23 protein-coding genes are annotated in these 25,299 nt (G+C 42.8%); all 23 read right to left on the bottom strand.

From position 1 onward, the window contains the following. Window positions 1–46 precede the first annotated feature (46 nt). The 23 genes from pepC to IYQ92_RS05325 all read right to left on the bottom strand — a co-directional run bounded on the left by pepC (window position 47) and on the right by IYQ92_RS05325 (window position 25,294). Window positions 47–1,381, bottom strand: a complete 1,335-nt coding sequence (gene pepC / locus IYQ92_RS05435; RefSeq protein WP_195675715.1) for an aminopeptidase C — start codon at window positions 1,379–1,381, stop codon at window positions 47–49. 117 nt (window positions 1,382–1,498) lie between these two features. Beyond that, window positions 1,499–2,320, bottom strand: a complete 822-nt coding sequence (nadE, locus tag IYQ92_RS05430) for an ammonia-dependent NAD(+) synthetase (protein WP_195675714.1) — start codon at window positions 2,318–2,320, stop codon at window positions 1,499–1,501. Then, entirely contained in the window at window positions 2,320–3,777 is a 1,458-nt protein-coding gene (locus IYQ92_RS05425) for a nicotinate phosphoribosyltransferase (RefSeq protein ID WP_195675713.1), read from the bottom strand. The genes nadE and IYQ92_RS05425 overlap by 1 nt, the downstream gene beginning before the upstream one ends. A gap of 295 nt (window positions 3,778–4,072) precedes the next feature. After that, entirely contained in the window at window positions 4,073–5,455 is a 1,383-nt protein-coding gene (locus IYQ92_RS05420; RefSeq protein ID WP_195675712.1) for an amino acid permease, read from the bottom strand. 131 nt (window positions 5,456–5,586) lie between these two features. Next, window positions 5,587–6,507, bottom strand: a complete 921-nt coding sequence (gene trxB / locus IYQ92_RS05415) for a thioredoxin-disulfide reductase (RefSeq protein ID WP_195675711.1) — start codon at window positions 6,505–6,507, stop codon at window positions 5,587–5,589. Between the two features lie 61 nt (window positions 6,508–6,568). Then, the gene (locus IYQ92_RS05410; protein ID WP_195675710.1) at window positions 6,569–6,793 is read right to left on the bottom strand and encodes a DUF4059 family protein; all 225 of its coding nucleotides are present in this window, start codon (window positions 6,791–6,793) and stop codon (window positions 6,569–6,571) included. 96 nt (window positions 6,794–6,889) lie between these two features. Continuing rightward, window positions 6,890–7,639 carry an amino acid ABC transporter ATP-binding protein gene (locus IYQ92_RS05405; protein ID WP_195675709.1) on the bottom strand — a complete coding sequence of 250 codons (750 nt, stop codon included), beginning with the start codon at window positions 7,637–7,639 and terminating at the stop codon, window positions 6,890–6,892. Then, the gene (locus tag IYQ92_RS05400; protein ID WP_195675708.1) at window positions 7,639–8,442 is read right to left on the bottom strand and encodes an amino acid ABC transporter permease; all 804 of its coding nucleotides are present in this window, start codon (window positions 8,440–8,442) and stop codon (window positions 7,639–7,641) included. The genes IYQ92_RS05405 and IYQ92_RS05400 overlap by 1 nt, the downstream gene beginning before the upstream one ends. A 127-nt stretch (window positions 8,443–8,569) precedes the next feature. Beyond that, complete coding sequence (locus tag IYQ92_RS05395; protein ID WP_195675707.1) at window positions 8,570–9,388, bottom strand: transporter substrate-binding domain-containing protein; 819 nt, start codon at window positions 9,386–9,388, stop codon at window positions 8,570–8,572. Window positions 9,389–9,527: 139 nt separating this feature from the next. Next, window positions 9,528–10,871 carry a DEAD/DEAH box helicase gene (locus IYQ92_RS05390; protein ID WP_195675706.1) on the bottom strand — a complete coding sequence of 448 codons (1,344 nt, stop codon included), beginning with the start codon at window positions 10,869–10,871 and terminating at the stop codon, window positions 9,528–9,530. A 92-nt stretch (window positions 10,872–10,963) separates the two neighbouring features. Beyond that, the gene (gene mraY / locus IYQ92_RS05385) at window positions 10,964–11,974 is read right to left on the bottom strand and encodes a phospho-N-acetylmuramoyl-pentapeptide-transferase (protein WP_195675705.1); all 1,011 of its coding nucleotides are present in this window, start codon (window positions 11,972–11,974) and stop codon (window positions 10,964–10,966) included. 1 nt (window position 11,975) lies between these two features. Beyond that, window positions 11,976–14,228, bottom strand: a complete 2,253-nt coding sequence (gene pbp2X, locus IYQ92_RS05380; protein WP_195675704.1) for a penicillin-binding protein PBP2X — start codon at window positions 14,226–14,228, stop codon at window positions 11,976–11,978. Further along, entirely contained in the window at window positions 14,225–14,554 is a 330-nt protein-coding gene (gene ftsL / locus IYQ92_RS05375; protein ID WP_195675703.1) for a cell division protein FtsL, read from the bottom strand. Before ftsL ends, pbp2X begins: the two co-directional genes overlap by 4 nt. Window positions 14,555–14,565: 11 nt before the next feature. Beyond that, the gene (rsmH, locus tag IYQ92_RS05370; protein ID WP_195675702.1) at window positions 14,566–15,516 is read right to left on the bottom strand and encodes a 16S rRNA (cytosine(1402)-N(4))-methyltransferase RsmH; all 951 of its coding nucleotides are present in this window, start codon (window positions 15,514–15,516) and stop codon (window positions 14,566–14,568) included. Between the two features lie 224 nt (window positions 15,517–15,740). Beyond that, window positions 15,741–16,034 (bottom strand): hypothetical protein, encoded by a 294-nt coding sequence (locus IYQ92_RS05365; protein WP_195675701.1) that lies wholly within the window; start codon window positions 16,032–16,034, stop codon window positions 15,741–15,743. A gap of 9 nt (window positions 16,035–16,043) precedes the next feature. Next, window positions 16,044–17,294 (bottom strand): glutamate-5-semialdehyde dehydrogenase, encoded by a 1,251-nt coding sequence (locus IYQ92_RS05360; protein WP_195675700.1) that lies wholly within the window; start codon window positions 17,292–17,294, stop codon window positions 16,044–16,046. 9 nt (window positions 17,295–17,303) lie between these two features. Beyond that, window positions 17,304–18,107: a glutamate 5-kinase gene (gene proB / locus IYQ92_RS05355; RefSeq protein ID WP_195675699.1), complete on the bottom strand. Its 804-nt coding sequence runs from the start codon at window positions 18,105–18,107 to the stop codon at window positions 17,304–17,306. 487 nt (window positions 18,108–18,594) lie between these two features. Then, a complete protein-coding gene (locus tag IYQ92_RS05350; RefSeq protein WP_195675698.1) occupies window positions 18,595–18,786 on the bottom strand; it encodes a hypothetical protein in 192 nt (63 codons plus the stop codon). A 57-nt stretch (window positions 18,787–18,843) separates the two neighbouring features. Further along, window positions 18,844–19,293 (bottom strand): DUF6261 family protein, encoded by a 450-nt coding sequence (locus IYQ92_RS05345; RefSeq protein WP_195675697.1) that lies wholly within the window; start codon window positions 19,291–19,293, stop codon window positions 18,844–18,846. Between the two features lie 613 nt (window positions 19,294–19,906). Then, window positions 19,907–21,511 carry an ABC transporter permease gene (locus IYQ92_RS05340; protein WP_195675696.1) on the bottom strand — a complete coding sequence of 535 codons (1,605 nt, stop codon included), beginning with the start codon at window positions 21,509–21,511 and terminating at the stop codon, window positions 19,907–19,909. Between the two features lie 3 nt (window positions 21,512–21,514). Continuing rightward, window positions 21,515–22,249: an ABC transporter ATP-binding protein gene (locus IYQ92_RS05335; protein ID WP_195675695.1), complete on the bottom strand. Its 735-nt coding sequence runs from the start codon at window positions 22,247–22,249 to the stop codon at window positions 21,515–21,517. 9 nt (window positions 22,250–22,258) lie between these two features. Beyond that, window positions 22,259–22,567 (bottom strand): bacteriocin immunity protein, encoded by a 309-nt coding sequence (locus IYQ92_RS05330; RefSeq protein WP_195675694.1) that lies wholly within the window; start codon window positions 22,565–22,567, stop codon window positions 22,259–22,261. 168 nt (window positions 22,568–22,735) lie between these two features. After that, the gene (locus tag IYQ92_RS05325) at window positions 22,736–25,294 is read right to left on the bottom strand and encodes an acyl-CoA dehydratase activase-related protein (RefSeq protein ID WP_195675693.1); all 2,559 of its coding nucleotides are present in this window, start codon (window positions 25,292–25,294) and stop codon (window positions 22,736–22,738) included. Window positions 25,295–25,299 lie beyond the last annotated feature (5 nt).

Below are 25,299 nucleotides of genomic sequence, written 5' to 3'. Positions count from 1 at the left end.
AAAGCAAATTTCCAAGTCTTTTTCATTTCATCCATCAATAATTGACTTATTTAGCCAAAGCTCCCATTGGATCCCATGGTGCAAGAACTTGTGGTTCTGCTTCATAAGCTGCTAATTCTTCGGCAGTTAGCAATTCTTTGCGGACAACAATTTGGTAAGTGTATTCGTCCATCCAAGCGTCAGAGGCAACGAAGTAGCCTTTTTGACCAACCTTGTCTCCCCATGAATTTTCGACTTTCCATTTGACAGCTTTGCCATTTTCATCCAAATCGACACCCGTCAAGACCATGGCGTGAGTCATGAGGCTTTCGCTGTAATCCAAACGACCAGCTTTATCTTGCGTCAATTGGATGTCCATGCTAGCACCAAAATCGTAAGTGTTGGTAGCAAGGATACCTTTTTGACGGTCAGAAATTTGACCGACATCAGAACCAAACCAGACAGTCTCACCTTGTTGCATTTGAGCGATAGCAAGCTCTTTGAAGCGTTTCATATCAAGGTTGATGTAACGAACCGCACGACTACCAACGACATTACCAAGCATATCAACCGTGTAAGATTTACCATAAGGTTTGTCAGCTGTTGGGGCATTGATAACTGAAACATAGTCTGACAATTTGAGACCAACGTATTTTTCATAAAAGGCTTGTGGTGTGATATTTTTTTCAGCTTGATAATTGTTATCTTTATCACGGTAAGCAAAATCAAAAGTGCGTGGTGGCAAACCCAAGTTCATAGCAAGGAAGTTGAAGATTTCTTGAAGAAGGGCTTCTTTTTTGCTTTGAACGGCTGTGCTATCTGCTCCGCCTGCAATGAGCTCGCGCAAAATCTGAGCATCTTGGCGCAAGAGTTTGTTGAGGTATTGGTTGAGCTCGCGACTGGCGCTTGAAGAAATGGATTCAGGGTAAACTGATTTTGGTACGACACCATATTTTTCAAAAAGAGCCACGACCATATCCCATTGACCACCGTCTTGTTGGGGAACGTCCAAAAGGAACTTAACCTTACGGCTACCGAGCTCTTGGTCAGCAGTGGCAATCACTTGTTCTAAGAACCAGTTTGATTTTTCGTATTTGTCCCAGAAAAAAGTGTGGGCTTGTGACAACTCAAAGTTTTCCAATTTAAATTCTGAAATCAATTTGTGGCGGAAAGTGTTGAGTGCTGCAAACATCCAGCAACGACCTGATGCTTTCTGATTAGCCACTTCGTCTTTGGTCAAGTCAATTGAGAAAACATGGTCGTTTTCCACTTCACTTTGACGTGTTTCCAATGATTTCAAAAGACCGTTATGAGTAACGGCATTTTCAACTGCGCGGAATTTAGCGTTAGCTTCATAATCCGCAAAAAGTTTATCAGTAAATTGTGTTGATAATTCTGACATAAAATCCTCCATTCTTATTCCTTTTCTATTATATCTCTTCGTAAAATTTATGCAAGCGGTTTTCATAAATAAAAAAGTAGACTTAAGAAACTCCTTAAGTCTGCTTTATAGCTATTCTCATTTCCAAAAATCATCAAAAATGGTGATTGGTAGGTGACGTTTGTGTTCGCCTTTTCGCCACCAGTTTTCAATAGTTTCTTGGGCTTGTGCTGAAATTGTTTTACCTTCCAAGTAATCATCGATTTCATTGTAAGTGACACCTAGGGCAACTTCGTCTGCGATTCCTGGTTTGTTTTCTTCCAGATCAGCTGTTGGGACTTTTTCGTACAATCGTTTGTCAGCGCCTAGCTCAGCTAGTAATTGTTTACCTTGGCGTTTGTTGAGACGGAAAATTGGTAAAATATCGGCACCGCCATCACCGTATTTTGTGAAGAAGGCTGTGATATTTTCTGCGGCATGGTCTGTTCCGATGACAGCGCCAGCCATTTGTCCCGCAACAGCATACTGACTAATCATACGTTGACGAGCTTTGATGTTTCCTTTGTTAAAGTCCGATACTTCAATACCAGCAGCAGCGAGCGCAGCTACCTGCCCTTCAACTGCCTCTTTGATGTTGATTGTCAAGCTGACATCAGGTTTGATGAAGTCAAGGGCACGTTGGGCATCCTCTTCATCAGCCTGCACACCAAACGGAAGACGAATGGCAACAAATTGATAATCTTTGCCTGTTTCATCGCGGAGTTCTTCCATAGCTAGCTGTGCCAAACGACCTGAAAGGCTTGAATCTTGCCCACCAGAAATTCCCAAAACATAAGTTTTCAAGAATGGGTGTTTGAGCATGTAGGCCTTAAGAAAATCAATTGATTTACGGATTTCTTCTTTGGCATCAATTTGTGGTTTGACGCCAAGTTCTTTGATTATGTGTTCTTGCAAAGTCATTAGTTTACCCCTTTTGCATTCGCTTCTTTACGGATACGGTCGATAAGGTCCATTTTATTTTGCCAAACATCACGTGCCAAATCGACTGGATAATCTTGCGGATTTAAGACACGCTTGTATTCATCCCAAAGTTTGTCAAATTCCTTGCGAGCATAAGCTTTGATTTCTTGAAGGCTTGGAAGCTCATAGACAAGCTCCCCCTTATCATAAATATCAACCAAGAGTGGGATTGCATCAAAGTTACGAACGGTCTTATTGATGTAAGTGTAGGTTGGGTGGAACATTTCAATTTCATCCAAGGCGGTGACATCGGTATCAGAGAAGGTGATGTAGTCTCCTTCTGACTTCCCTTTTTCGCAACTGGTGATGCGCCATACTTGCTTCTTACCAGGCGTAGAGACTTTTTCAGCATTGTTTGAAAGCTTGATGGTGTCACGCATTTGACCATTGTCATCTTCGATTGAAACAATTTTATAGACAGCACCAAGAGCTGGCTGGTCATAAGCCGTAATCAACTTAGTCCCGACACCCCAAACATCGATTTTAGCTTTTTGCATCTTGAGGTTGAGGATGGTTGTTTCATCAAGGTCATTTGAAGCGTAGATTTTGGCATCTGGGTAGCCTGCGGCGTCCAATTGTTTACGCACTTTCTTGGAAAGATAAGCAAGGTCACCCGAATCTAAACGCACACCGATGAAGTTAATCTTATCACCCATTTCTTTTGCAACGCGAATAGCATTTGGTACACCGACACGAAGCGTATCATAGGTATCCACCAAGAAAACGCAGTCTTTATGGGTTTGAGCATAGGCTTTGAAAGCTTCGTAGTCGTCACCATAGGTTTGAACAAGGGCATGGGCATGCGTTCCAAGAACAGGAATATCAAAGAGTTTGCCTGCACGAACATTGCTTGTCCCGTTTGCTCCGCCGATAACAGCTGCGCGTGTTCCCCAGACAGCAGCATCTAATTCTTGAGCACGACGTGTTCCAAATTCCATGAAGGGATCATCATCAATCACAGAACGGATACGAGCGGCTTTGGTCGCTACCAATGTTTGATAATTGACGATGTTCAAGATAGCTGTTTCAACCAACTGACATTGCGCGAGCGGTCCTTCAATCTGAACAATCGGTTCGTTGGCAAATACCAAATCTCCTTCACGAGCTGAGCGGACACTCAATTCCATTTTAAGATTTTTAAGATAATCTAGAAAATTCTCTGGATAGCCTAGACTTTCCAAATAAACCAAATCTGTCTCTGAAAAACGCAACTGCTCCAGATAACCAACAATTCTTTCTAAACCAGCAAAAACGGCATAGCCATTTTCAAAAGGCTCCTTGCGGAAATACACTTCAAACACGGCATTTTTATTATGAATGCCTTGGTCAAAATAGACTTGCATCATGTTAATTTGGTACAAATCCGTATGTAGGGTCAAACTGTCGTCTCTAAACATGGGACTACTCCTTTGTGATGCTGAGGCTAAGCCAAGCTTCTTAACCTCTAATGATAATTCTTATGATTGAGTGTGTGAAACAAGTTGGAAAATCTGTTTCAAACTAACAGTACCGTCAGCGTCAAACCTTGGTTCCGACGCTACTTGTCTATCATTATAGCACAAAACGTCTCAAAGAACCTCACTTTGTAACGTTTCGTGCAATCTTTTTCCGAAAACTTTCTTAGAGGATTCTTCTAAAAAAGCTCTGCTATTGCTAACAAAAAAAGAAACTCCGAAGAGTTTCCTAAAGGTCCTATTTTCTAAACTTAAAGTAACTGTAACCACCAAAAGCGATAACCCAAATGGTTGCTCCGATAGCTCCGTACAAGGTTGAACTTTGCATGAACAAGGTTACAAAGACGAAAGCGAAGAAGACCAAAGTCACAGGTGTCAACACTTTATAGGCTGGCATGAGATAGCCGTCTGCCATAAAGTCTTCTGATTTACGGTACTGCCAGTGAGCCAACATAATCAAGGCGTAAATAGAAATATAAACACCCGATGATGATGCTGTAATCAAGGCAAAGGCGTCTGAGATGCCCGGAATGACACTGATTAAAGCTGAGGCACCAACAACGATAGCTGAAGTGATAATGGCTGCGCTAGGAACACCTTGACGTGATAAGCGGTCCAAATTAAAGCGTTTGGTAAAGCTATTTGGCGTTTCGCTAGCCATTTGGAAGAGTTGGCGACCTGTTGAGAAGAGGGTTGAATTTAGTGATGAAGCTGCAGAGGTCAAGACAACAAAGTTAATTAGCGCTGCTGCCCATTTGATACCAGCCAATTTGAAGACCATAACAAATGGTGACGCATCTGCTGGCAACTGACGCCATGGGAAGATTGACATGATGGCAATTAAAGAACCAACGTAAAAAATAATGATACGGATTGGGAGGTCCTTGATAGCTTTCGGCAGGACCTTACGAGGATTGGCTGTTTCAGAAGTAGTAATTCCGACAAACTCGATAACCAGGTAAGAGAAGAATACCATTTGGAAGGCCATGATGAAGCTCTTAGCTCCATTTGGGAACATATGGAAATTATCCGTAATATTAGCTAATGAGACAACACCTTGGTTGGTTTGGAAATTCGTTAGCAACATGAAGATGGCTGTTACAATCAGCCCAACGATAGCCACGATTTTAATCATTCCGAACCAGAATTCCATTTCACCAAATAGTTTAACGGCAATCAGGTTAACCATACTTAAAACGACCAAGAAAACAATTTGGATAATCCAGGCTGGCCAGGATGGGAACCAGAATCGAACGTACTCTCCAACCGCTGTCAGCTCTGCCATTCCAATAAAAATCAATGACAACCAGTAAGATAGACCTGCAAAGTAGCCATAGCCTGGCCCTAGATATTTCCCAATAAAATGAATGAAGGTGTGCTGATTTGGGTCCCTATAGAGCAATTCTCCAAGGGCGCGCATCATGAGGAACATGAAACCACCCGTAATCATATATACCAACATAATAGATGGACCAGTCAAACTAATGGAACGTCCTGCACCCAAGAAGAGACCTGTACCAATCGTTCCAGCAATCGCAATCAATTGGACATGGCGATTCTGTAGACCACGGACCTTCTCGTTTTCAGGCGCCTGTTGACTGCCCTGAGTTTGTTTAGACATAAGTGTCTCCAATCTATAAAAACTTTTACTATTATATCCCTAATTTCAGAAATTTTCAAATCCTTATTTTTCAGCGAATAAAATACAAAAAGTCGAAGATATTCTCCTCGACTTCTGCCATTCATTTTATTTTAAAAATGTTCAACGATGTATTGGTAAACACCTTGACCAGCGATAGCTCCTTCGCCGACAGCTGTCGCGATTTGACGGAGGTCTTTTTGACGCACATCACCAATTGTAAAAATACCGGGACGGCTTGTCTTCATGTCAGTATCTGTGATAATCCAACCAGTTTCATCAGTGATACCAAGGTCAGCTACCATGCTTGATACAGGATTCATACCGACATAGATAAAAATACCACCAAATGATTTTTCCGTCACCTCACCTGTCTTGACATTTTTAATTGTGACGCCAGAAACCTTGACATCGTCTCCCTTAATCTCTGTAACAACAGAGTCCCAAATAAATTTGATTTTTTCATTGGCAAAGGCGCGGTCTTGAATGACCTTTTGGGCACGTAGTTGGTCACGACGGTGGATAATCGTCACCGATTTTGCAAATTGAGTGAGGTAGATGGCTTCTTCAACAGCGGAGTCACCACCACCGACAACGAGAAGGTCTTGGTCACGGAAGAAGGCACCATCACAAACAGCACAGTAGGAAACACCACGGCTAGTAAATTCTTCTTCACCTGGAACACCTAGCAGACTATTTTTAGCTCCGGTTGCAACAACGACTGTTTTAGCTTCGTAAGTGGCATCTTCAGTGATGACGCGTTTGACCTTGCCTTCACCATCATCTTCAACTTTTTGTACGATACCGTAGATATTTTCCACTTGGAATTTTTCAAGCGGTTCGTACATTTTCATTGATAATTCAGGTCCAGAGATGTGATCATAACCTGGGTAATTTTCAATTTCTGAGGTGTTGTTCATTTGGCCACCTGGGGCACCTTGTTCAATCAAGCCAACTTTGAGGTTTGAGCGTGCAGCGTAGAGCGCAGCTGTCATTCCCGCAGGACCTGAGCCGATAATTAAGGTATCGTACATAATTGTCTCCTTTGATTGCTTATGTTCCTATTGTATAGCAAAGTCCTCATTTTTCCAAGAACTATGCCTTGAGCATTAAAATAATGGCTACAAAAGCAAATGATAAGATAGGTGCTGTCATGAGGCTCATCATGAGGACATCGTATAAGAAGGCTTGTCTTTCCTTGACAGTCTTGTCCAAGTGGCGACGCGCCCGCCAAAATGTCCATAATCCTCCTATCAATAGCACCGTAATCACAGAAGCAACTAGACCTTGCATATAATAACTCGCAATTTGTAAAAACATTGTTAATCCGTTGTGGGCAAGCCACGTACACTTTCATTTCATTCTAAGGCTAGCAAAAAGAGGCTAGACCAGCTAACCTCCATTATATCAAATATTCTAGTCTTTTAGGTAAGATTTATTGTAACTAGCAAAAAATTCTTTGGTACGTTCTTCCTTAGGATGGTTGAAAACTTCGTCCGGTGTTCCTTGTTCAAGGATGTGACCTTTTTCAAGGAAAAGAACTTTATCGGCTACTTGGTAAACAAAGTTCATGTCATGGCTGACTAGAACCATGGTCTGACCTTGCTTGGCAGCGTCAGCAATTGATTTTTCAACCTCGCCAACCAATTCTGGGTCAAGTGCTGATGTTGGCTCATCTAGAAGAAGGACATCTGGTTTCATGGCAAGGGCGCGTGCTAGTGCCACACGTTGTTTTTGTCCACCTGATAAATGGCGTGGGTAGTGATTTTCACGGTCAGCCAAACCGACTTTTGCTAGCTCTTCTTTGGCAATCTTAGTTGCTTCTGCGTCAGAGATTTTTTTGACAACCTTAAGACCTTCTTTGACATTATCCAAGGCTGTGCGACGTTCAAATAAATTGAACTGTTGGAAAACCATGGCTAGCTTACGGCGGAGAGTCAGAATCTCATCCTTGCTGATATTTTGAAAATCAACCTTAAAATCGTCGATTTCAATCGTTCCAGCGTCAGGTTCTTCTAGGTAATTCATACTGCGAAGGAAGGTAGATTTCCCAGCACCTGAAGCACCGACAAGGGCAACAACTTCTCCTTTTTGGATGTCAAGGTTTAGTCCGTCTAAAACCTTCTGACCAGAAAATTCTTTGGTTAAATTGGTAATTTTAATCATTAACGGACACCTCCCATAAGCGTTGCTTCTGAGTTATCTGGAATTGGAATTTCCATGCGTTTTTCAATGAAGCGACCGACCTGTTCAATGATGATACTGATGACCCAATAAATGATGGCAACTGAGATGTAACGTTCAAAGTAGCGGTAGTCACTACCACCTGTAATTTGAGCTTGGGCAAACATTTCCACAATTCCTGCGTTGAAGGCAAGTGATGTTCCTTTAGTCAAGCCAATCAAGCCATTGATAAGAGTTGGTGTGGCAACAACAGCCGCATTTGAAATAATGACACGACGATAAACTTGCGCAGAGGTCATCCCCAAGCTACGCGCAGCTTCAATTTCCCCAGAGTTAACAGACTGAATCGCGGCACGAAGAGTCTCACTGGTGTAAGCTGCTTCATTGAGCGCAAAGGCCGTCACGGCAAAGATTGACGCTGGAATAGCGTTGATGTTCCAGTTCAAACCGTATTTTTGGTTGAGGAATTTAAGGAACAAGGGGATTCCGTAGTAGGTCAGCATCAACTGAACCAAAATCGGTGTCCCACGCAAGAAAGAAACAACGACCGCTTGAATCGGGTAGAGAATCTTCACACGATTGATTTTGACAATGGCAAATAGCAGAGCTAAAATCAAGCCAAAGAAAGCACCAGCCACAGTCAAAGTAAGCGTAGTTGGAAGATGCTGTAATATGGTCGGAATAGCGTCAAACACCGCACGCCAAGAGAATAATTTTCCAGCTGGAATATTGGCGACAAATTTATCGTACCAGTCCCAGCCACTTGCTAACAGAATATTGTTCATACGAGGGTCCTTTTCTAAAACTTTAATCGTTACACTATTCTAACACTGATTCTATTGCCTTGTAAAATATTTAAATCCTATCAGCCGATAAAGAAAACCTATCGCTTGATAAGGATAGGCTATTACTCTAATTTTTAAGGCTTGAAACGTAATCTCCGCCAAAATAGGTCTTGCTTAATTTAGCTAGAGTACCATCTTTCTTCAGCGCTTTGATACGTTTGTTAATGAAGGTTTGTAATTTTTTACCATCTTCATTTTTAGGAATCAAGAGGTATTCTAGTCCGTCTGTCGATTCACCGAGACTGTCCTTGACCTTAGAGACTGTCAAATCCATTCCTTGGTCTTTGACAATATAAGCTGATGAAATAGCATCATAAAGAATGAAATCAATTTTACCATTTTCAATATCTTTCAACCGATTCGAAATCCCTGTTGTCCCTGAAACGTAATTGACTTTGATTGGGGCTTTATCTGGATTTTCCTTATTCCAGTTTTCTAGGATTTGAGCATAATTTGAACCTGACAAGACCTCTGTTGTTTTGCCTGAAAGGTCATTGAGCGATGTGTATTTCTTCCCTTTGGCTGCAGTGATGGCATAGTTTGATTTAGAGATAGGGTCTGAGAAATAATATTTTTCAGCACGCTCTTTATTGTAGTTGTAATCGTTGGCTGAAAAATCATACTTGCCAGCATCAATTCCCGTTGGAATGGTGTCAAACGGAACTGTCTTAAAGGTCACTTGATAGTCTGAATCTTTAAAAATAGCTTTGACTACATCAATATCATAACCTTTGAACTTGCCATCCTTCTTGTAAGTAAAAGGAGCGGTATCAGAATCTGTCGCTACTGTTAATGTCGTCTTACTCGCAGCCTGTGCATTTACTGAAAACGCAAAGCCCGCTAAGCCTGCCACTAGTCCTACCAACCATTTTTGATATCTTTTCATTTCTTTATCTCCTCTAGTTTTGCTGTTACTAGTAGTTTAGCACCCCTTATCCGATTTGACTAATACCAATTCCTTATCTTTTGATAAGAAAAAGCTATCACCCCAAAAAACTCCCGATTTCTCAGGAGTTTCTTGTCGCTTAGAAGGACTGTTTCTTAGCCTTACGTTCTGCACGACCCTTGGCACGGTTGCTGGCACGGCGCTCACGTTTACGCTTCTCGTCAACCTTCCACTGAATTTTCTTCTTGTAACCAGGCTTGATTTTCTTCTTTTTCTTCTTAACCAGACCAATCATCTCTGTGTCCAGTTTTTGATATGATTTCTCGCGATTAGCACGACGGTCGCGGTCATAAGTGTCTTGGAATTCACCATCTTTGATGACTTTTGGCACAAAGGCTACGCCCATCTTCTCAAGCTCTCTGATATCAGAATCGTCACTTGGTTGATAGAGCGTAATGGCTGTGCCCGGAAGCCCATTACGGCCTGTACGTCCGACACGGTGCACAAAGAATGATAAATCCTGAGGAATAGCATCGTTGATAACGTGACTTATCCCTTCAATATCAATCCCACGCGCTGCCAAGTCAGTAGCTACAATGTATTCGAACTCAAGATTCTTGACTTGGTTCATGATTCGCTTGCGTTCACGTGGCGGAATACCACCGTGGATTTTGGCTACCTTAAGCCCATTAGCAGACAAGAAAGCATGGAGCTCATCGGCGCGTTCCTTGGTATTAACAAAAATCATAGCCAAATAAGGTTGCAAGATTTTTGACATGGCAAGGATTTGAGCATTCTTATCACGCCCCTTAGTTGATACCAACCAGTTATCAATGGTATCAGCGATAACTGTTGACGTCTTGATTTTTTCCATGACTGGGTTCGTCAAGTATTTCTTCAAGAAAGGTTGTAATTTTTGTGGAATAGTTGCTGAGAAGACCAAGATTTGAACATCTTTAGGAAGTGTTCCAGCAATCTTATCAACCGTATCTAAGAATCCCATATCAAGGGTCATATCCGCTTCATCCACAACAAAGGTATGAGCCTTGTGAATCTCTAAGTCACCTGATTTGACCAAGTCATAGATTCGACCAGGTGTTCCGATAACGATATGGGGTTGGTTGGCTTTCAATTTTTCAATCTGACGAAGTTTATCGGTACCACCCACATAATTGACCACACGAATTTCTTGCTCTGAATGGTCCGCAATTTGCTTGCTTGCTTGGTAAATTTGCGTTGCCAATTCACGACTTGGCGCTGTGATGACAACCTGAACATCCTTGCCTGATTCGTCAATTTTTTCAAAAATCGGAAGCAAGAAAGTGTGGGTCTTCCCTGAGCCCGTCTTTGATTCACCGACTAGGTCACGTCCTGAACGAACGACTGGAATCAGTTTTTGTTGGACATCCGTTGGGTTGACAAACTTCAGCTCGTCAAGCGCTTCTTGGATGTAGCTTTTAAAATTAAAATCTTTAAATGACATGTTTATTTCCTTATTTGTGTTTTCTTCATTATATCATTAAATACTGGCTAACACAAAAAGCATGCCAAACTGACATGCTTTGCTCTGCTATTTTACAAATAAAGAAATGCTAGGGTAATAAGGCTGAGCACTGCTCCTACTGTCCATAGGAAGGCATCAACTTTCCACTCAGACCATTTAGCTCCATTTCCTGAGAGACCTCCAAGTTCCAAATGATGGTGGAATGGGGTCATACGGAAAATACGTTTTCCTTCACCTGTTTTCTTCTTGGTGTACTTGAAGTAAGACACTTGAAGCATAACAGAGGCTGTTTCAAAGACGTAAACAAATCCAATGATAAGAAGGGTCCATTCTTGGCGAAGAGCAATTGAGATTGCTGCTAACATAGCACCGAGGGCTAGTGAGCCGACATCACCCATGAAGACCTTGGCCGGTTTGTGGTTGAAAACGAAGAAACCAAAGAGGGCACCAATCATGGTAACAATCAAAAGTAAGATGTCAAATTGACCTTGGACAAAAGCAATAACGCCATATGCTGCCAAACTAATGGCCACTGAAATGGAAGCTAAACCATCGATACCATCTGTCAAATTGACCGCATTTGAAAATCCGACTACCCAGAATAAAACGAACAAGGCATAGAAAATACCGAGGTGAAGGTGGAAACCGAAAATATTGATGGCATCTGTTCCACTTGGCAAGACATGGACAAAGTAGAAAATCAAACCAGCAATAATTTGGAGACTCATCTTTTGACCTGGTGTCAATCCTTCATTGATTTGTTTAAAGATTTTTAGGAAATCATCTAAGAAACCAATAATTCCGTAGATAATAACGACGGAGAGAATCCCAAGAGTTGCACTCATCTGAGCGTGCCCCTCTTTAGCAATAAACAAACTAAAGATAAGACTGACTAAAACAGCAACAACTAGAAAGACCGTTCCTCCCATGGTTGGCGTTCCCGCCTTAGCCAAGTGCTGCTTGACATCTTCGTGCATCTGCTGTCCACCAATTTTCTTGACTTGGTAGAAGCGGATAAAATATGGCATAGCAACTATGGTAAGCACAAAAGTTACCAAGCCCGCCATTAGACTTAAAAACATGTTAATCTCCTATTGTGATTTTTAATTTCTTAACTTTATTGATATCGGTACCAGAATCGACACTTTGTCGGGTGACTTTTCCAGACGACTTACCTTTATAGGTAATCTTGATACCTGTCCATTTAGCGAACTGCTTGACATTTTTCTTGGTCCAGCCATACATATCAGGAAGTTCTGTGACTTTATTAGTAAGTAGCAAAATTTGCTCATTTTCAGCTAAATTGCTACCAACTTTTTTAGAGGTTTTCGTAATTTTGCTTCCGTTTCCGATAACAACTGGTTGAACAAGATTGCGACGGAGTTCTTCAGCTGTGTCGCCTGGTTGCTTACCAATGACATTTGTCAAGGTGTACTTGGTTTGCTCGGAAGATTTATTGGCTACTGGAGTTTGCAAGGTTTCCTTCATTGCTTCAGCCTGTTCCAAGACTGGGTTGAAAATATCAGAATAATTGGTAATACTGAATTTTTGAGGTTGTTGAACCGTCACATACATAATGAAATCTGGATCATCTGATGGCACCATAGCTACGGCAGAGTTGATAGTATCATTCTCTCCTTGAAGGTATCCGCCCCCATCTTTAGCTGACGCGGCAATCTGAGCCGTACCAGACTTAACCGCAACAGAGGCATTGCCAACTTGGATAACTGGTCCTGATCCACTTGCATAAAGTGTACCATAGTAAGAGTCCGTTCCGACAGCTACCATGTAGTCGCGAGTCTTGCTAGCAGCAGTCTTAGAAACAGGTTTACCAACTATTTCTGAGGTTGCTGAACGTGTCGTACCTGAATTAGGATCATAGATTTTACTAATAAATTGTGGTTCAAGCATAACACCATTATTTGAAATGGCAGTGAAAGCACGAAGCATCTGTGCTTGTGTGACACCAATCCCTTGACCAAAGGCCGTTTGTGCAACAGTGGCTATATTATTTGATGGGAATAAACCACCGTCTTCATATTTCATACCAAAACGTGTTGGGTAACCAAATTTGAATTTAGAAAGGTAACTCAACCATTTATCTTGACCCATTTTTTGTTCAAGAGTGACCATACCAACGTTACTTGAATGGGCAAAGCCTTGCGGGAAGGTCATATATAAACCTGATGTGATACCTTCATTAACGTCCCAGTCTTTAATAGTAGAATCAGCAATTTTATACTCACCACTGAAGTAAGTTTCAGTTTCACTGAAATTACCGGAATCAATAGCCGCCGCCACTGTCATGACTTTCATGGTTGACCCTGGTTCGTATTGACTTTGGTAAAGTAGAGTACTCCAAGTATTGAGGTTTTCCTTATTATAACCATCTAAGGTCTGTGGATTGTAGGTTGGACGTTGGCTGGTTGCTAAAATTTCGCCTGTTTTGGCGTTAACAACTGTGGCACTAGCGTAAACCCCTCCCGTTTTAGCTTGGAAGACATCCATTTGCGTTTCCAAGACCGTTTGAATGGGTTCAGACAAGGTTGTATAGACATCCTTACCATCTACAGCCTGTTTGACTGTTGTTGCTGTTCCTAGAAGAACATTGCCGTTTTTATCTTTTTCGTAGGTCACTTGACCATCTGTACCAGATAAAATGCTGTTCAAAGACGCTTCCACACCTGTTGTCCCAACAAGTTTTGTCCCATCTTCTTCCTCTTTAGATGATGTGAAACCAATAAATTGTGAAGCAAAAATACCATTTGGATAAAGTCGTCCTGGACTTTGACTGAAGCCAATTCCCTCGATTTTTTCCTTCTTCATGGCGTTCTTGATTTCGGTCATGGTCGTGTAAGACAAGCCTGATCCCGATGTTCCGAAGGAAACTTGGAAGAGTTTCTTTTTATTCAGCTGCTTCAAAATATCTGACTTGTCGATACCCAATTTTTCATTAAGAATAGTGGCTACCTTATCATATTGGGAAGACTGCACGTACAACTTTTTCCCCGTCGCCGTGGTGTAATTTTTAGAAATGATGGCGTAAACGCTGTAAGTCGTTGCGTCCTCCGCGATAGCATTCCCATTTCGGTCGTAAATCGTTCCACGCTTGGCTTGGACCTTCACCGTTTGCTGGTAAACCTTCTTAGCATTTTTTGATAAATCGACACCAAATTTTCGGTCCGTCCCAACAATGATGACAAAGTTAATAATGAAAACAAAGAACATGAAGACAGCAAGAATCATCAAATTCTGTCCGACCCGTTCTCGGTTCTTTGCTGGTGTTTTCCGATCTCCGACAACATAGTTCAAAAAGAGTCTAGCTAATTTTTTCATTGGCTAACCTCACGTTGAATATTGCTATTATTGATGGTCAGACCAGCATTTTGTGCAATTTTGGTGATGCGATCACGGTTTGACAGTTCATTCACTTCCTGCTTGGCATTATTATAAGCAGTTTGTTCTTCATTGATTTGACTATTAAGACTGTTGATTTCTTGCTTCACCTGCAAACTACGACTCTGCAAGAAAATGATACCGACAGCCATGGTTATAGCCGTAATAATGATGCTACCGTAGAAAATTTTCTCAATCCGAGAAAAGATTCGCACATGCTTTTGGAGGGCCTTAGTAATCGCCTCACTACGTTTTTCATTTGACATAAGGTTCTCCCTTATTTACGAACTTTACGCGCCACGCGCAATTTAGCTGAGTGGGCACGGTTGTTAGCTTCTAGTTCTTCTTGATTTGGCAAGATGGGTTTGCGATTAACCACTTCCATCTTAGGTTGCATATCTTCTGGAATGAAAGGCAAGCCTTTTGGCACTTCCACCGTTGATGCTTCTTTGAAGAGTTGCTTGGTCAAGCGGTCCTCAAGTGAATGGAAGGTGATAACCGAGATACGACCGTCAAGGGCTAGCAAATTCATAGCTTGTTGAATAGACTCATCTGCCGCACCCAATTCATCGTTGACTTCGATACGGATGGCTTGGAAAATCTGTTTGGCAGGGTGTCCCTTCTTCTTCAATTCCTTTGCAGGCTTAGCTGATTTGATGAGCTCTGCCAATTCTGTCGTAGTCTCGATTGGTTTGACCTGACGGACCTGCTCAATCTTACGAGCAATCTGTTTTGAAAACTTGTCTTCACCGTATTTGAAGAAAATACGCACCAAGTCATGGTAGTCGTAAGTATTGACCACATCATAGGCCGTCAGGCTCTGCTCCCGATTCATACGCATGTCCAGCGGAGCATCTTGCTTGTAAGAAAAACCGCGCTCGCGCTCGTCAAGCTGAGGGCTAGATACCCCCAAATCATAACAAATGCCATCAATCTCATCCACACCGAGGGCATGAAGATTTGAGGCTAAGTTTCTAAAATTATCTTTGATAAATGTCACCTGACCCTTGTCCACATAATCTTTTAAACGAATATGAGCATTATCAATTGCTTTTTGATCCTGGTCGAAGGCGTACAAATGACCATTCGGTCCCAATTGCGATAGTAAGTATTCACTGTGCCCAGCACCACCCAAAGTCGCGTCAACATAGACGCCGTCTGTTTTGATGTCGAGCATGTCAATTGTCTCGTGCAAGAGCACGGTAATGTGATGAAAATCATTTGCCATGACTTTTATTTTACCACAAATACTGAGGTTTATACAAAAGAAAAAAGAAGTGAGTGGCTAAGCCAAATAAGGTCTGGTTCCCCTCACTTCCTAATCTAAATCTCCGATAGTTCCTGATTAACTTGGGCAAGAAGCTGTCTGACATCTTGTTCAAGTTTCTTAAGATTTTGCTCTGTCTGCTTCAACTCACCTTGCACACGAAAATTGGTAATGATATTGTCAGCCTAGATATCCCATAATCGGTCGTTCCTGCTGTCAGCAATCCCAGTCACTAAGGTCAGATTAACATCTGCCAATTCTTTTTGAGCACGCTTGAGCTTTTCTCCTACAAGTTCTATACCTTCGTTGACTTTTTGAATCCTTCGGCGTTTGAGCATACTGGTTAGGAAATCGCCACCCAGAATATCAAGAATGCCCCAATTTTTAGCAGCTTCTAACTCTGTTTGAGTCTCTGTAATAGCTTTGAGAACCTTCTCCAAGGATAGGCGGACCTCTTCAAGTTCTGTCTTTCGTTCCATCCTAACTTACTACTTGCGAACCTGACCGTTTCCGTTGATGTAGAACTTGGTTGAGGTCAAAGCCTCAAGCCCCATTGGGCCACGCGCGTGCATTTTTTGAGTGGAGATACCGATTTCGGCACCTAGTCCGAAGACAAAACCGTCTGTGAAGCGGGTTGAGGCATTGACATAGACTGCTGCAGCATCCACCAAGTCTTGGAATTGTTCGGCGTGTTCCAAATCACGGGTCACGATGGCTTCTGAGTGGTGGGTGGTGTAGCGGTTGACCCAATCCACGGCCTCTTCAAAGTTGTCTACAACCTTGACGGACATAATGTAGTCCAAAAATTCTGTGGCGTAGTCTTCCCCTGTTGCTGGCACTGATTTTTGGAAAATGGCTTGCGCTCTGTCATCTGCACGGAACTCTACTGGTTGAACGGTTGCTAAAGCTGCTTCTAATTTTGGTAAGAAGTCTTGAGCGACTGCTTGGTGGACAACAAGACTTTCTGCCGCATTACAAACACTTGGACGTTGTGTCTTGGCATTGATAACAATCTTGGTTGCCATGTCAAGGTCTGCAAATTCATCCACGTAGATGTGGACATTGCCGACACCTGTTTCGATGACTGGGACTTTTGATTTTTCCTTGACTGTTTGAATGAGACGGGCTCCACCACGTGGAATGAGGACATCCACGTAATCAACGGCCTGCATCAATTCTTCAGCAACAGCGTGGCTGGTATCCTCTACTAACTGTACCGCATCTGGTGTTAAACCTTTCGCTTCAAGTGTGGCGCGGATGCAATTGACCAAGGCGGTATTTGAAGACAGAGCGTCACGACCACCACGCAAAATGATAGCATTACCAGTCTTGAAGGCTAGGCTGAAAGCGTCCACTGAAACGTTGGGGCGGCTTTCAAAAATCATAGCGATAACCCCTAGCGGAACGCGCTTTTGAACAATCTTTAAGCCGTCAAGATTGGTGTAACCACGCACCACTTGGCCAATTGGGTCTGCTAGGTCTGCCACTTGGCGCACCCCTTCTGCAATGCCTTCAATGCGGCTGGCATCCAGCTTCAAACGGTCCACCATGATGTCTGAAATGCCGTGCTCCTTAGCCTTGGCAATGTCTTTGGCGTTTTCTAGCAAAATCTGGTCAGTCTGAGCAATCAAGTCACGAGCAACCTGGTACAAGACCGCATTCTTAGTGGCTGTGCTCAGTTGCGCCATCTTCTGACTAGCTACCTTAGCCGCCTTACCTAAATCATCAATATAAGTCATCTTACTACCTCACTTGGTTTTAGCAAAATAAGTACCGAGTTTCTCACCGTCAAGCACACGAAGGATGTCACGCGGATTTTCCCCATTCATCAAGACCATCTGCCCGTCGATGTCGAACATGATTTGAGCGCTCTTGATTTTGCTGAGCATGCCACCTGTACCAAATTTGCTACCAGCACCGCCTGCGGACTTGATAATCTCGTCGGTGATTTTAGGCACATGGCTGCGCAAAACCGCATCTTCATAGACATTAGGATTTTTATCGAAAAGCCCGTCAATGTCAGACAGCATAATCAACAAATCCGCCTTGGTAATCTTAGCAACAATGGCAGACAAGCGGTCGTTATCACCGAACTTGGTCTGGTGGTCCATTTCATCAACGCTGGTCGCATCATTTTCATTAACAATGGGCAAAATCCCCATGCTAAGCAAACTCTCAAAGGCATTGGTTACATTGTCCAAACTCTCTGGATAGACCACCACATCGCGGGTCAGGAGAATTTGAGAGACGTTGGTCTGATAATGAGCAAAAATCTGAGAATAGAGGCTCATCATGGCCACCTGTCCGACACTGGAAACAGCTTGTTGCTGGGCAATGTCAGTCGGTCGCTTTTCCATTTTCAAGACATCAAGCCCAAATCCCATGGCCCCTGATGAGACCAAGATGACTTCTAAGCCCTTGTTCATGAGGCTTGAAATCACAAAAGCCAGCTGGTCAATCTTGGTCAGATTGATTTTGCCAGTCGGCATGACAAGGGAAGAAGTTCCCACTTTAATCACAATTCGTTTGACAGTTTCAAAATTTCGTTTCATAGTCAGATTATAGCATATGAAGAGCTTTTAAGCCATGATTATTCTGAAAATTGAGACCATTTACCAATAATAAAAGCCACTTCATGAAGAATAAGCAAAACTGATTGTTGATATTTTCTAACGTAGCAAGTTTATCAATAATTAAAATCACTGATAAACTTCGGTAAACGCTATGGCGACTTACCTAGCTACCTTACTAACTCCATTTTCAAAATAATATCGATTTTGAAAATTCCGTGTCGTTAAGTAGTGCGGACGCAAGCAGCTTCCTTACGGAATCTCATTGCTAATCTTTGAGCCCAAGGTCTCAAAGATTCCGTTATCAGTGACACTTACTGCGAAAATATCAGGTTTGGATCACTTCGTTCGCTCTCATCTATGAGAGTTACTGTGTTTGTAAAGCAAGTTCAGTTTTGATTTCTACTTAATGTAAAGTGACTTTCTATACTATTTAGAGACCAGCCAAGATTTACTAATCCTAATCTAACTAGTCTTTGCTGTTTTCTTCTGCTTTGGTAGCTGCTTTAGCTGATTTGCTTCCAGCTTGTCTTGCGATTTTGTCTGCCATGTACTTGCGGCCTGCGTTGTAAGGTGTTAGGAGGTCGATGGCAATGGTGTCATTGATTGTAGCTGCCCTAATCGCTAGGTAGTCGCCTAAGGTGCGGTAGCTTTTTAGCAATTGCTGACGTAGGGTCTTACTGTCATAGGTGACCTTGTGGCTGTTAGCTGTTGCTCGCTACTCAAAGTCAGCTTGGCTATTGACCAAACGATTGATATAAGTCTTGATGTTTAAAAGGGTGACAGCCTCTTTATTGGGGCTAATCGCTAGCTTCTCCAAGAGGCTTTTAATCATGCTAGACTCACGCTCGTAGTCGGTGTCCTTAGCAGACTTAAAGGTTTTAAAGAGGCGATTGAGGTCCTCGTAGGCGCGCTTCTTCTCCTCGTCCTCCTCATAGCGATAGAGACCGATGGCATCAAAGAGCAACTGCAAGGTTTGGTCACGCAGGCGGTCCAGCTGGCTCAACTTAGCTGAATCACTGCTCCCCTTGACCTGATTGAGACTCTTTTGAAAGGTCGGCAAGGTCTCGCGAATCTGTCCCTGTGTCACAAAGCGCTGCACCAATTGAGCAGCATCTACATTCGACAAAAGTCTAACATTTAGAGCGGCTACCATATACTTATCCATAAATTTTACCCCCATTAGTTGGTTAGCCGTTCTTACTCTCAGAGCTTCTCTTGCTTTTAGATACTTTTGGAAAATAGCAGAGCAGTTAAGTTGATTGGTTCCTCAGCAGACAGCTGGTGCACCGTGTATCTGACCAGAACCACATGTCGGACAAGTTAGTACACCGTGTATCTGAGGGACAAACAAGTCAAACACCCCTGCCCCTTAGCCAACAAGGAAAGCCACTCCCCTATCTCCCCAAAAACCTCCGCAGTTAAGAAGAATGCTGAAAGAGTTTCCATGATACCATAGGAAAGCAAGCCCTGACAAGATCAAATTCGCATTTTTCAGAAAATTTCGAGTAAAAGGGATTGTGTGTATCCCTAAATTAGCCCCAAGCTGATACATTTAGACTGGTACTTTTAGCACACCCCTACAAACAAGCAAGCCGATTTCCAACAGACAGAAAGAAATCAAGCAACTCATGCTCATCTTAAAATCCATCTATGAAACAGCCAAAAAGGACCATCATATCATGCAATGATCCTTTTGATAGGCTTGTTGTAGGAGGGCTAATGATTGAGATAGAAGCCTTGACTTTCTCATTTTTCAGTTTGGCTTACGAGCTAGCAAGTCAATCCAACTGCCCCCAAAACTGACGATTGACCGTCCATTGTAAGCTAGCCAGTAAGATGGCAAGTAGCGCTAATAGGCTGATATTAACGGCAAGAACATTGATTGCTTGCGCTAAAACGATACTGATACCAATCAGGATAGTCCCAAGAATCATATTCCCAAAAACAAGACCGAAAACTAACCACTGACCACTACCACGATTGAAGAGCTGGGTGACTTCCTGCCAGTTAGTTTCCAAATGCTTATAGTCGCGTTTAAACATGAATTGACCTTGAATAATGCTCATGCTGACCATACCTGCTAGACAAGCAAGCACTACTAGGATTGGAAGTTTCAAAACTACCAATCCCACCAAGCCATAAACGATGAGGGGAACAATCACTTGCGCCCCAAGCAAGACCATGAATTTTTCTTTTAAGAAGGTCTTGAAGGAAAAGGGAAGGGTTTTGATAAAGTAAAAATTAGCCCGTTCCAAAGAAATCCCCACCCCAACGAAGGACATTGGCGTTGCGCAGATACTACCAATCAAGCAACCTAGTAGGAAAGCTACGCCAAAATACTGCCAAGTGATAAGGTGGCTAAATCGCGCGCCATCATTGATGATAGGAACCATGAACATGATGACGTATAAGAGTGGCATCATGTAGGTATTGGTCACTAGGGTGGTCTGTTGCAGGGTTGAGAGGTGGTGTTTGACCATGACGCGCTTCAAACTTTCAGGCTTGGCGCTAGCTTTAGCTTTTGAAGCCTTTTTAACCTTTGCGACTCCCTGATAAAGCACTTCTTGATAATAAGTAGGCATGACCTTGATAAAAATCCCTGCAATCATTAGGCCGACCAGCACTAGCGGAAGCCAAAAATTCAAAAGGCTTGCGCTTGAGAAAGGAGCGACAGCGATGTCATAAAAGCCTCTAAAATAAGGAATGATAGGTCTGTCCACCAAAGTTAGGCCGTCCACTGCTGCCGGTGTCATGTTCAAAAAGAGGATAGGGATAACGGCACCAAAGGTCGCAAGGGTCATGAGGACGGTGGAAATCAGCTTGCGATGAGCACTGCGCACGATGATTCTGCCAATGAAGCTGTTAACCCAGAGGGCCAGAGTCATCGTTGTTAGAAAGAGGAGAGCAAAGCTCACCAAGCCCAAGAGAATGCCCAGTGGTCCTATGAGTCTCCAGTAGGTGATGAGAAGCAAGGTCAAAAGGGGCATCAGGAAAATCATCCCTTGACCTAGAGTCGATACGAATTTAGCTAGGTAGAGCTCCCGAGGTTTGACGGGTAGGTAAACCATAGTCTTAACATCGTTACTTTCATAAAAGACGCTATACATGGCAATGAAGGCATTAACCATTGCCATTAAGGTGAAAACAGCCATGTAAAAAGTGAAGTAACCCGGGTATTTGACAAAATCAATCATGCCAAACACAAAGATATAGAGCACAGAGAAGAGCAAAATCTGAAGTAGCTGACTGCGCATCATGCGCTTGTAGGCTGAGAAGTTCTTCTTTTTCTTCTTGACCTGCTGTTTTCGCAGCATGGTCAAAGATTGAGGATTGGAGTAGAGAATATTGATTTTAATCAGTTCCCAAATACGAGACTTGTCCATAAACTAGCCCTCCTTCTGTGCCTGACGACCCGCTAGTTCCAAGTAGATGGTCTCCAAGTCCTTGTCAGGATGATTGGCTTTAAGCTCTACGATGCTCCCCACAAAAATCAACTTGCCATGCTTAAGAATGCCGATACGGTCGCATAATTGCTCCGCGACGGCCAGAACATGGGTGGAGAATAAAACGGTCTTACCAGCTCGGGCATGAGCCCTCATCATCTCTTTCAAATCAAAAGAGGCTTGCGGATCCAGACCAGTCAAGGGTTCATCCAAAATCCAAATATCAGGATTGGAAATAAGGGCACCAATGACAATCACCTTCTGACGCATCCCATGTGAAAAGCTATCAATGACATCATCCACCTGTTCCTTCAAATCAAAGAGGGCTACCAAGTCAGCCAAGCGCTTCTCCGTCTCATCGTCTGCAACACCGTAAATCTTGGCTAAAAAGTGCCAGTATTCATTGGCTGTCAGATTGAGGAAAATATCTGGTGAATCCGGCACATAGCCGATTTTCTTCTTAATCTCATCCCGATGCTCTGCTAAAAGCAGGTCATCCACATAAACCTGACCGTAAGTCGCTTCAATAATGGAAGTCAGAATACTAATGGCCGTTGTCTTCCCAGCACCATTATGCCCAATCAAGCCAAAAATCTCACCATTTTCGATAGTCAAGGACACATCACTGAGCGCCTCTTTATCTCCATATAATTTCGAAACATGTTCAAATCTAATCATTATAATCTCCTATTTCTTCCCAAAACCAAATAAAGTTAGCATTACAGAGGGCACCTTGGCTACCCTATAATTCTGAGCCTCAACTTGCAACTTCTGCTTTAAAACAAGCATAGCCTGAGGTAATTTCAAGGCATGACTAGCCAAATAAAGGTCCAACTGACGATTAAGACGCGCAGCCACCAGAGATACATTTTCCGACCGAATCAACTGGTTAGAAGCAGTCAGCAACATTTGGGACAGTTCCTCATTTTCTCTAATGCCAGCATTTCCATAGGACAATTGAATCTGTCTGTAAAGACTATGACATTCCTTATTCATGATGCGACCTCCATTCTTAGTTATGCAGTTCCCTTGTATTGTCAAAGTGATACAAGCTTTAAATTATCATTAATATACCACCAGCTAAAAATCTTGTCAAACGTTTTCATCACCTAAAAAACAGAGCCCAAGGTCATGGATTCTGTCTTTAGCTTATTCTTTAACACACTAATTGCGCTGCATCTTCTTGGCAGTTGTCATCATGAGGCGGAGGCGGTTGAGTTGGTTAACTTCTGATGAGCCTGGGTCGTAATCGATTGGGGCGATGTTAGCACCCTTGTATTGTCGGCGGAGCTCTTTGAGCATTCCTTTACCGACAATGTGGTTTGGCAAACAACCGAAAGGTTGCAAGCAAACGATATTAGGAACACCACTGTTCAAGAGCTCAATCATTTCACCCGTCAAGAACCAGCCTTCACCTGTGTGATTCCCGATTGAGATAATCTTGGAAGCGTCGCTGGCAATGTCATAAATAGACTCAATACCATCAAAACGTTCTGATTTTTCAAGAGCCTTGTTCATCGGTTTTTCAAGGAGGTTGATGGCATCAATGCCTAGCTTGGCAAAACGTTTGCTCTTTTGACTCATGTTGAGCTCGTCAGCCTTCCAAATTTGATTGAAGAGGGAATAATTCATGAAACCAATCAAGTCTGGCACGACGGCTTCGCCCCCTTCATTTTCAATCAGACCGACAATGTCATTATTGGCAGTCGGCGCATACTTGACCAAAATTTCACCGACAACACCGACCCTTGGCTTGCTGCCGAAATCATTGGTTGGTAGCTGGTCGAAGTCTCGGATGATGCGTTTCATATTGCGATTAAACTCAAAGTATGAACCCGTCGCAACATTGTGGCGCGCAATTTCTAGCCATTTGTCATAAAGGGCATTGGCAGAGCCTTTTTCAGATTCATAAGGGCGCACACGGTAAAGAAGGCGTTCAAAAAGGTCACCGTAGAGAACGCTAATGAGTAGGCGTTTGACGAAACCGTAAGACAAGCTCCAACCTGGTGAAGTTTCTGTCCCTTGATTCCCCATGGAAATGGAAACAACCGGAATCTGTGGGAAACCTGAATCTTTCAGAGCCTTACGCAACAAAGGAATGTAGTTAGTCGCCCGACAACCACCCCCCGTTTGGGTTAGCATGACACTGGTGTTATGAAGGTCATAATCGCCACTTTGCAGAGCTTCAACCAGCTGTCCAATAGTGATAATGGCTGGGTAGCAGGCATCATTATGGACAAACTTCAAACCAACATCAACAGCTTTTCGGTCTAGAGCAGGCAAAACAACCACCTGATAACCAGCTTGTTTAAAGGCTTCTTCGATGAGCCCATTTTGGTGGATGGGTGACAACATTGGCATAAGAAGCGTGTGCTTTTTCTTCATTTCCTTGGTGAAGACAGGTTCTTCTTCCTCAACCTCGTCAATTTCAGGAACCTGATTGAGATTTGGATGATAGCCACTTTGTTGCCACTTCTTATCTCTTTCTTCCACGGCTGCTTTCAAAGAACGAAGGCGGATTCGGATGGCTCCCATATTGCTACCTTCGTCAATTTTGAGAACCGTGTAAAGTTTGTGGTGTCCGCGCATGATTTCTTCCACTTGGTCGGTTGTGACAGCGTCCAGTCCACAACCAAAGCTATTAAGCTGAACCAGTTCTAGATTAGGATTTTTAGCCACAACCTTGGCTGCTGCGTAGAGGCGTGAATGGTAAACCCATTGATTAACCACGCGCAAGCCTGACACTTCTTCCAAACCTGACACCATATCCTCAGTCAAGACATGGAAACCTTCTTGGGTGATGATATTAGCAATCCCGTGATTGATTTCAGGGTCCAAGTGATAAGGACGCCCTGACAAGACGATGGCCTTTTCTTTTTTCATGGCAATGGTCATCAAGAGCTCATCTGCTTTTTCTTGAATGTCTTTTTTGAAATCACTGAGCGCTTGGAAACCATGTTCAACCGCCTTGCGGATATCGTCTTCATTGATGTCTCCGTAGTCAGCGAAAGCCTTAGACAGAGAGAAAACCAGCGTTTCAGGGTCTGCCAAATTCACAAAAGGATGGTAGAATTTGACCTCACTATCGCGGATAGGGTCCATATTCTTTTCAATAACCTCTGGATATCCTTGCACAATCGGGCAATTGTAGTGATTGGGAGCCTTGCTATTTTCAATTTGTTCGTAGATGACACTTGGGTAAAAAATTGCATCAACCTTGCGGTCAATCAAGGCTTGAATATGACCGTGAACCATCTTAGCAGGATAGCAAACCGTATCAGAAGGAATGGTTTCAATCCCCTTTTCGAATAAACGTTTATCAGATTTTGGCGATAACTGCACACGGAAACCTAAGTCCGTCAGAATTGTATGCCAAAGAGGATAGTTTTCATACATGTTGAGCACACGAGGCACCCCAATAATCCCATGAATAGCTTCCTTTTTAGATAAAGCCTTGTACTTAAAGAGTTTTTTGTACTTGTAATCAACGAGATTTTCTTTTTGATTGCTTCGGTCAAATTTAATTTTAGTAACTTTCTCAGCACCACGTTCACAACGGTTACCCGTTACAAATTTTGAACCATCATTGAAAATCGTCACCGTCAAGGCACAGTTATTTTCACATAAACCACAGCGGGTGAATTCTTTTTGTGCTGAAAAGCTATCAAGCTCATCCAAGCCCATCAAGCTAGACCCTGTTTGTCTTGTTATTGTTTCTACCATTTCTC

Origin of the sequence: Streptococcus sp. HF-1907 (assembly GCF_015594605.1) — a bacterium.
Classification (GTDB): Bacteria; Bacillota; Bacilli; order Lactobacillales; family Streptococcaceae; genus Streptococcus.
The sequence above is the reverse complement of the archived record's forward strand: the minus strand, read 5'-3'. Positions and strand labels throughout refer to the sequence as shown.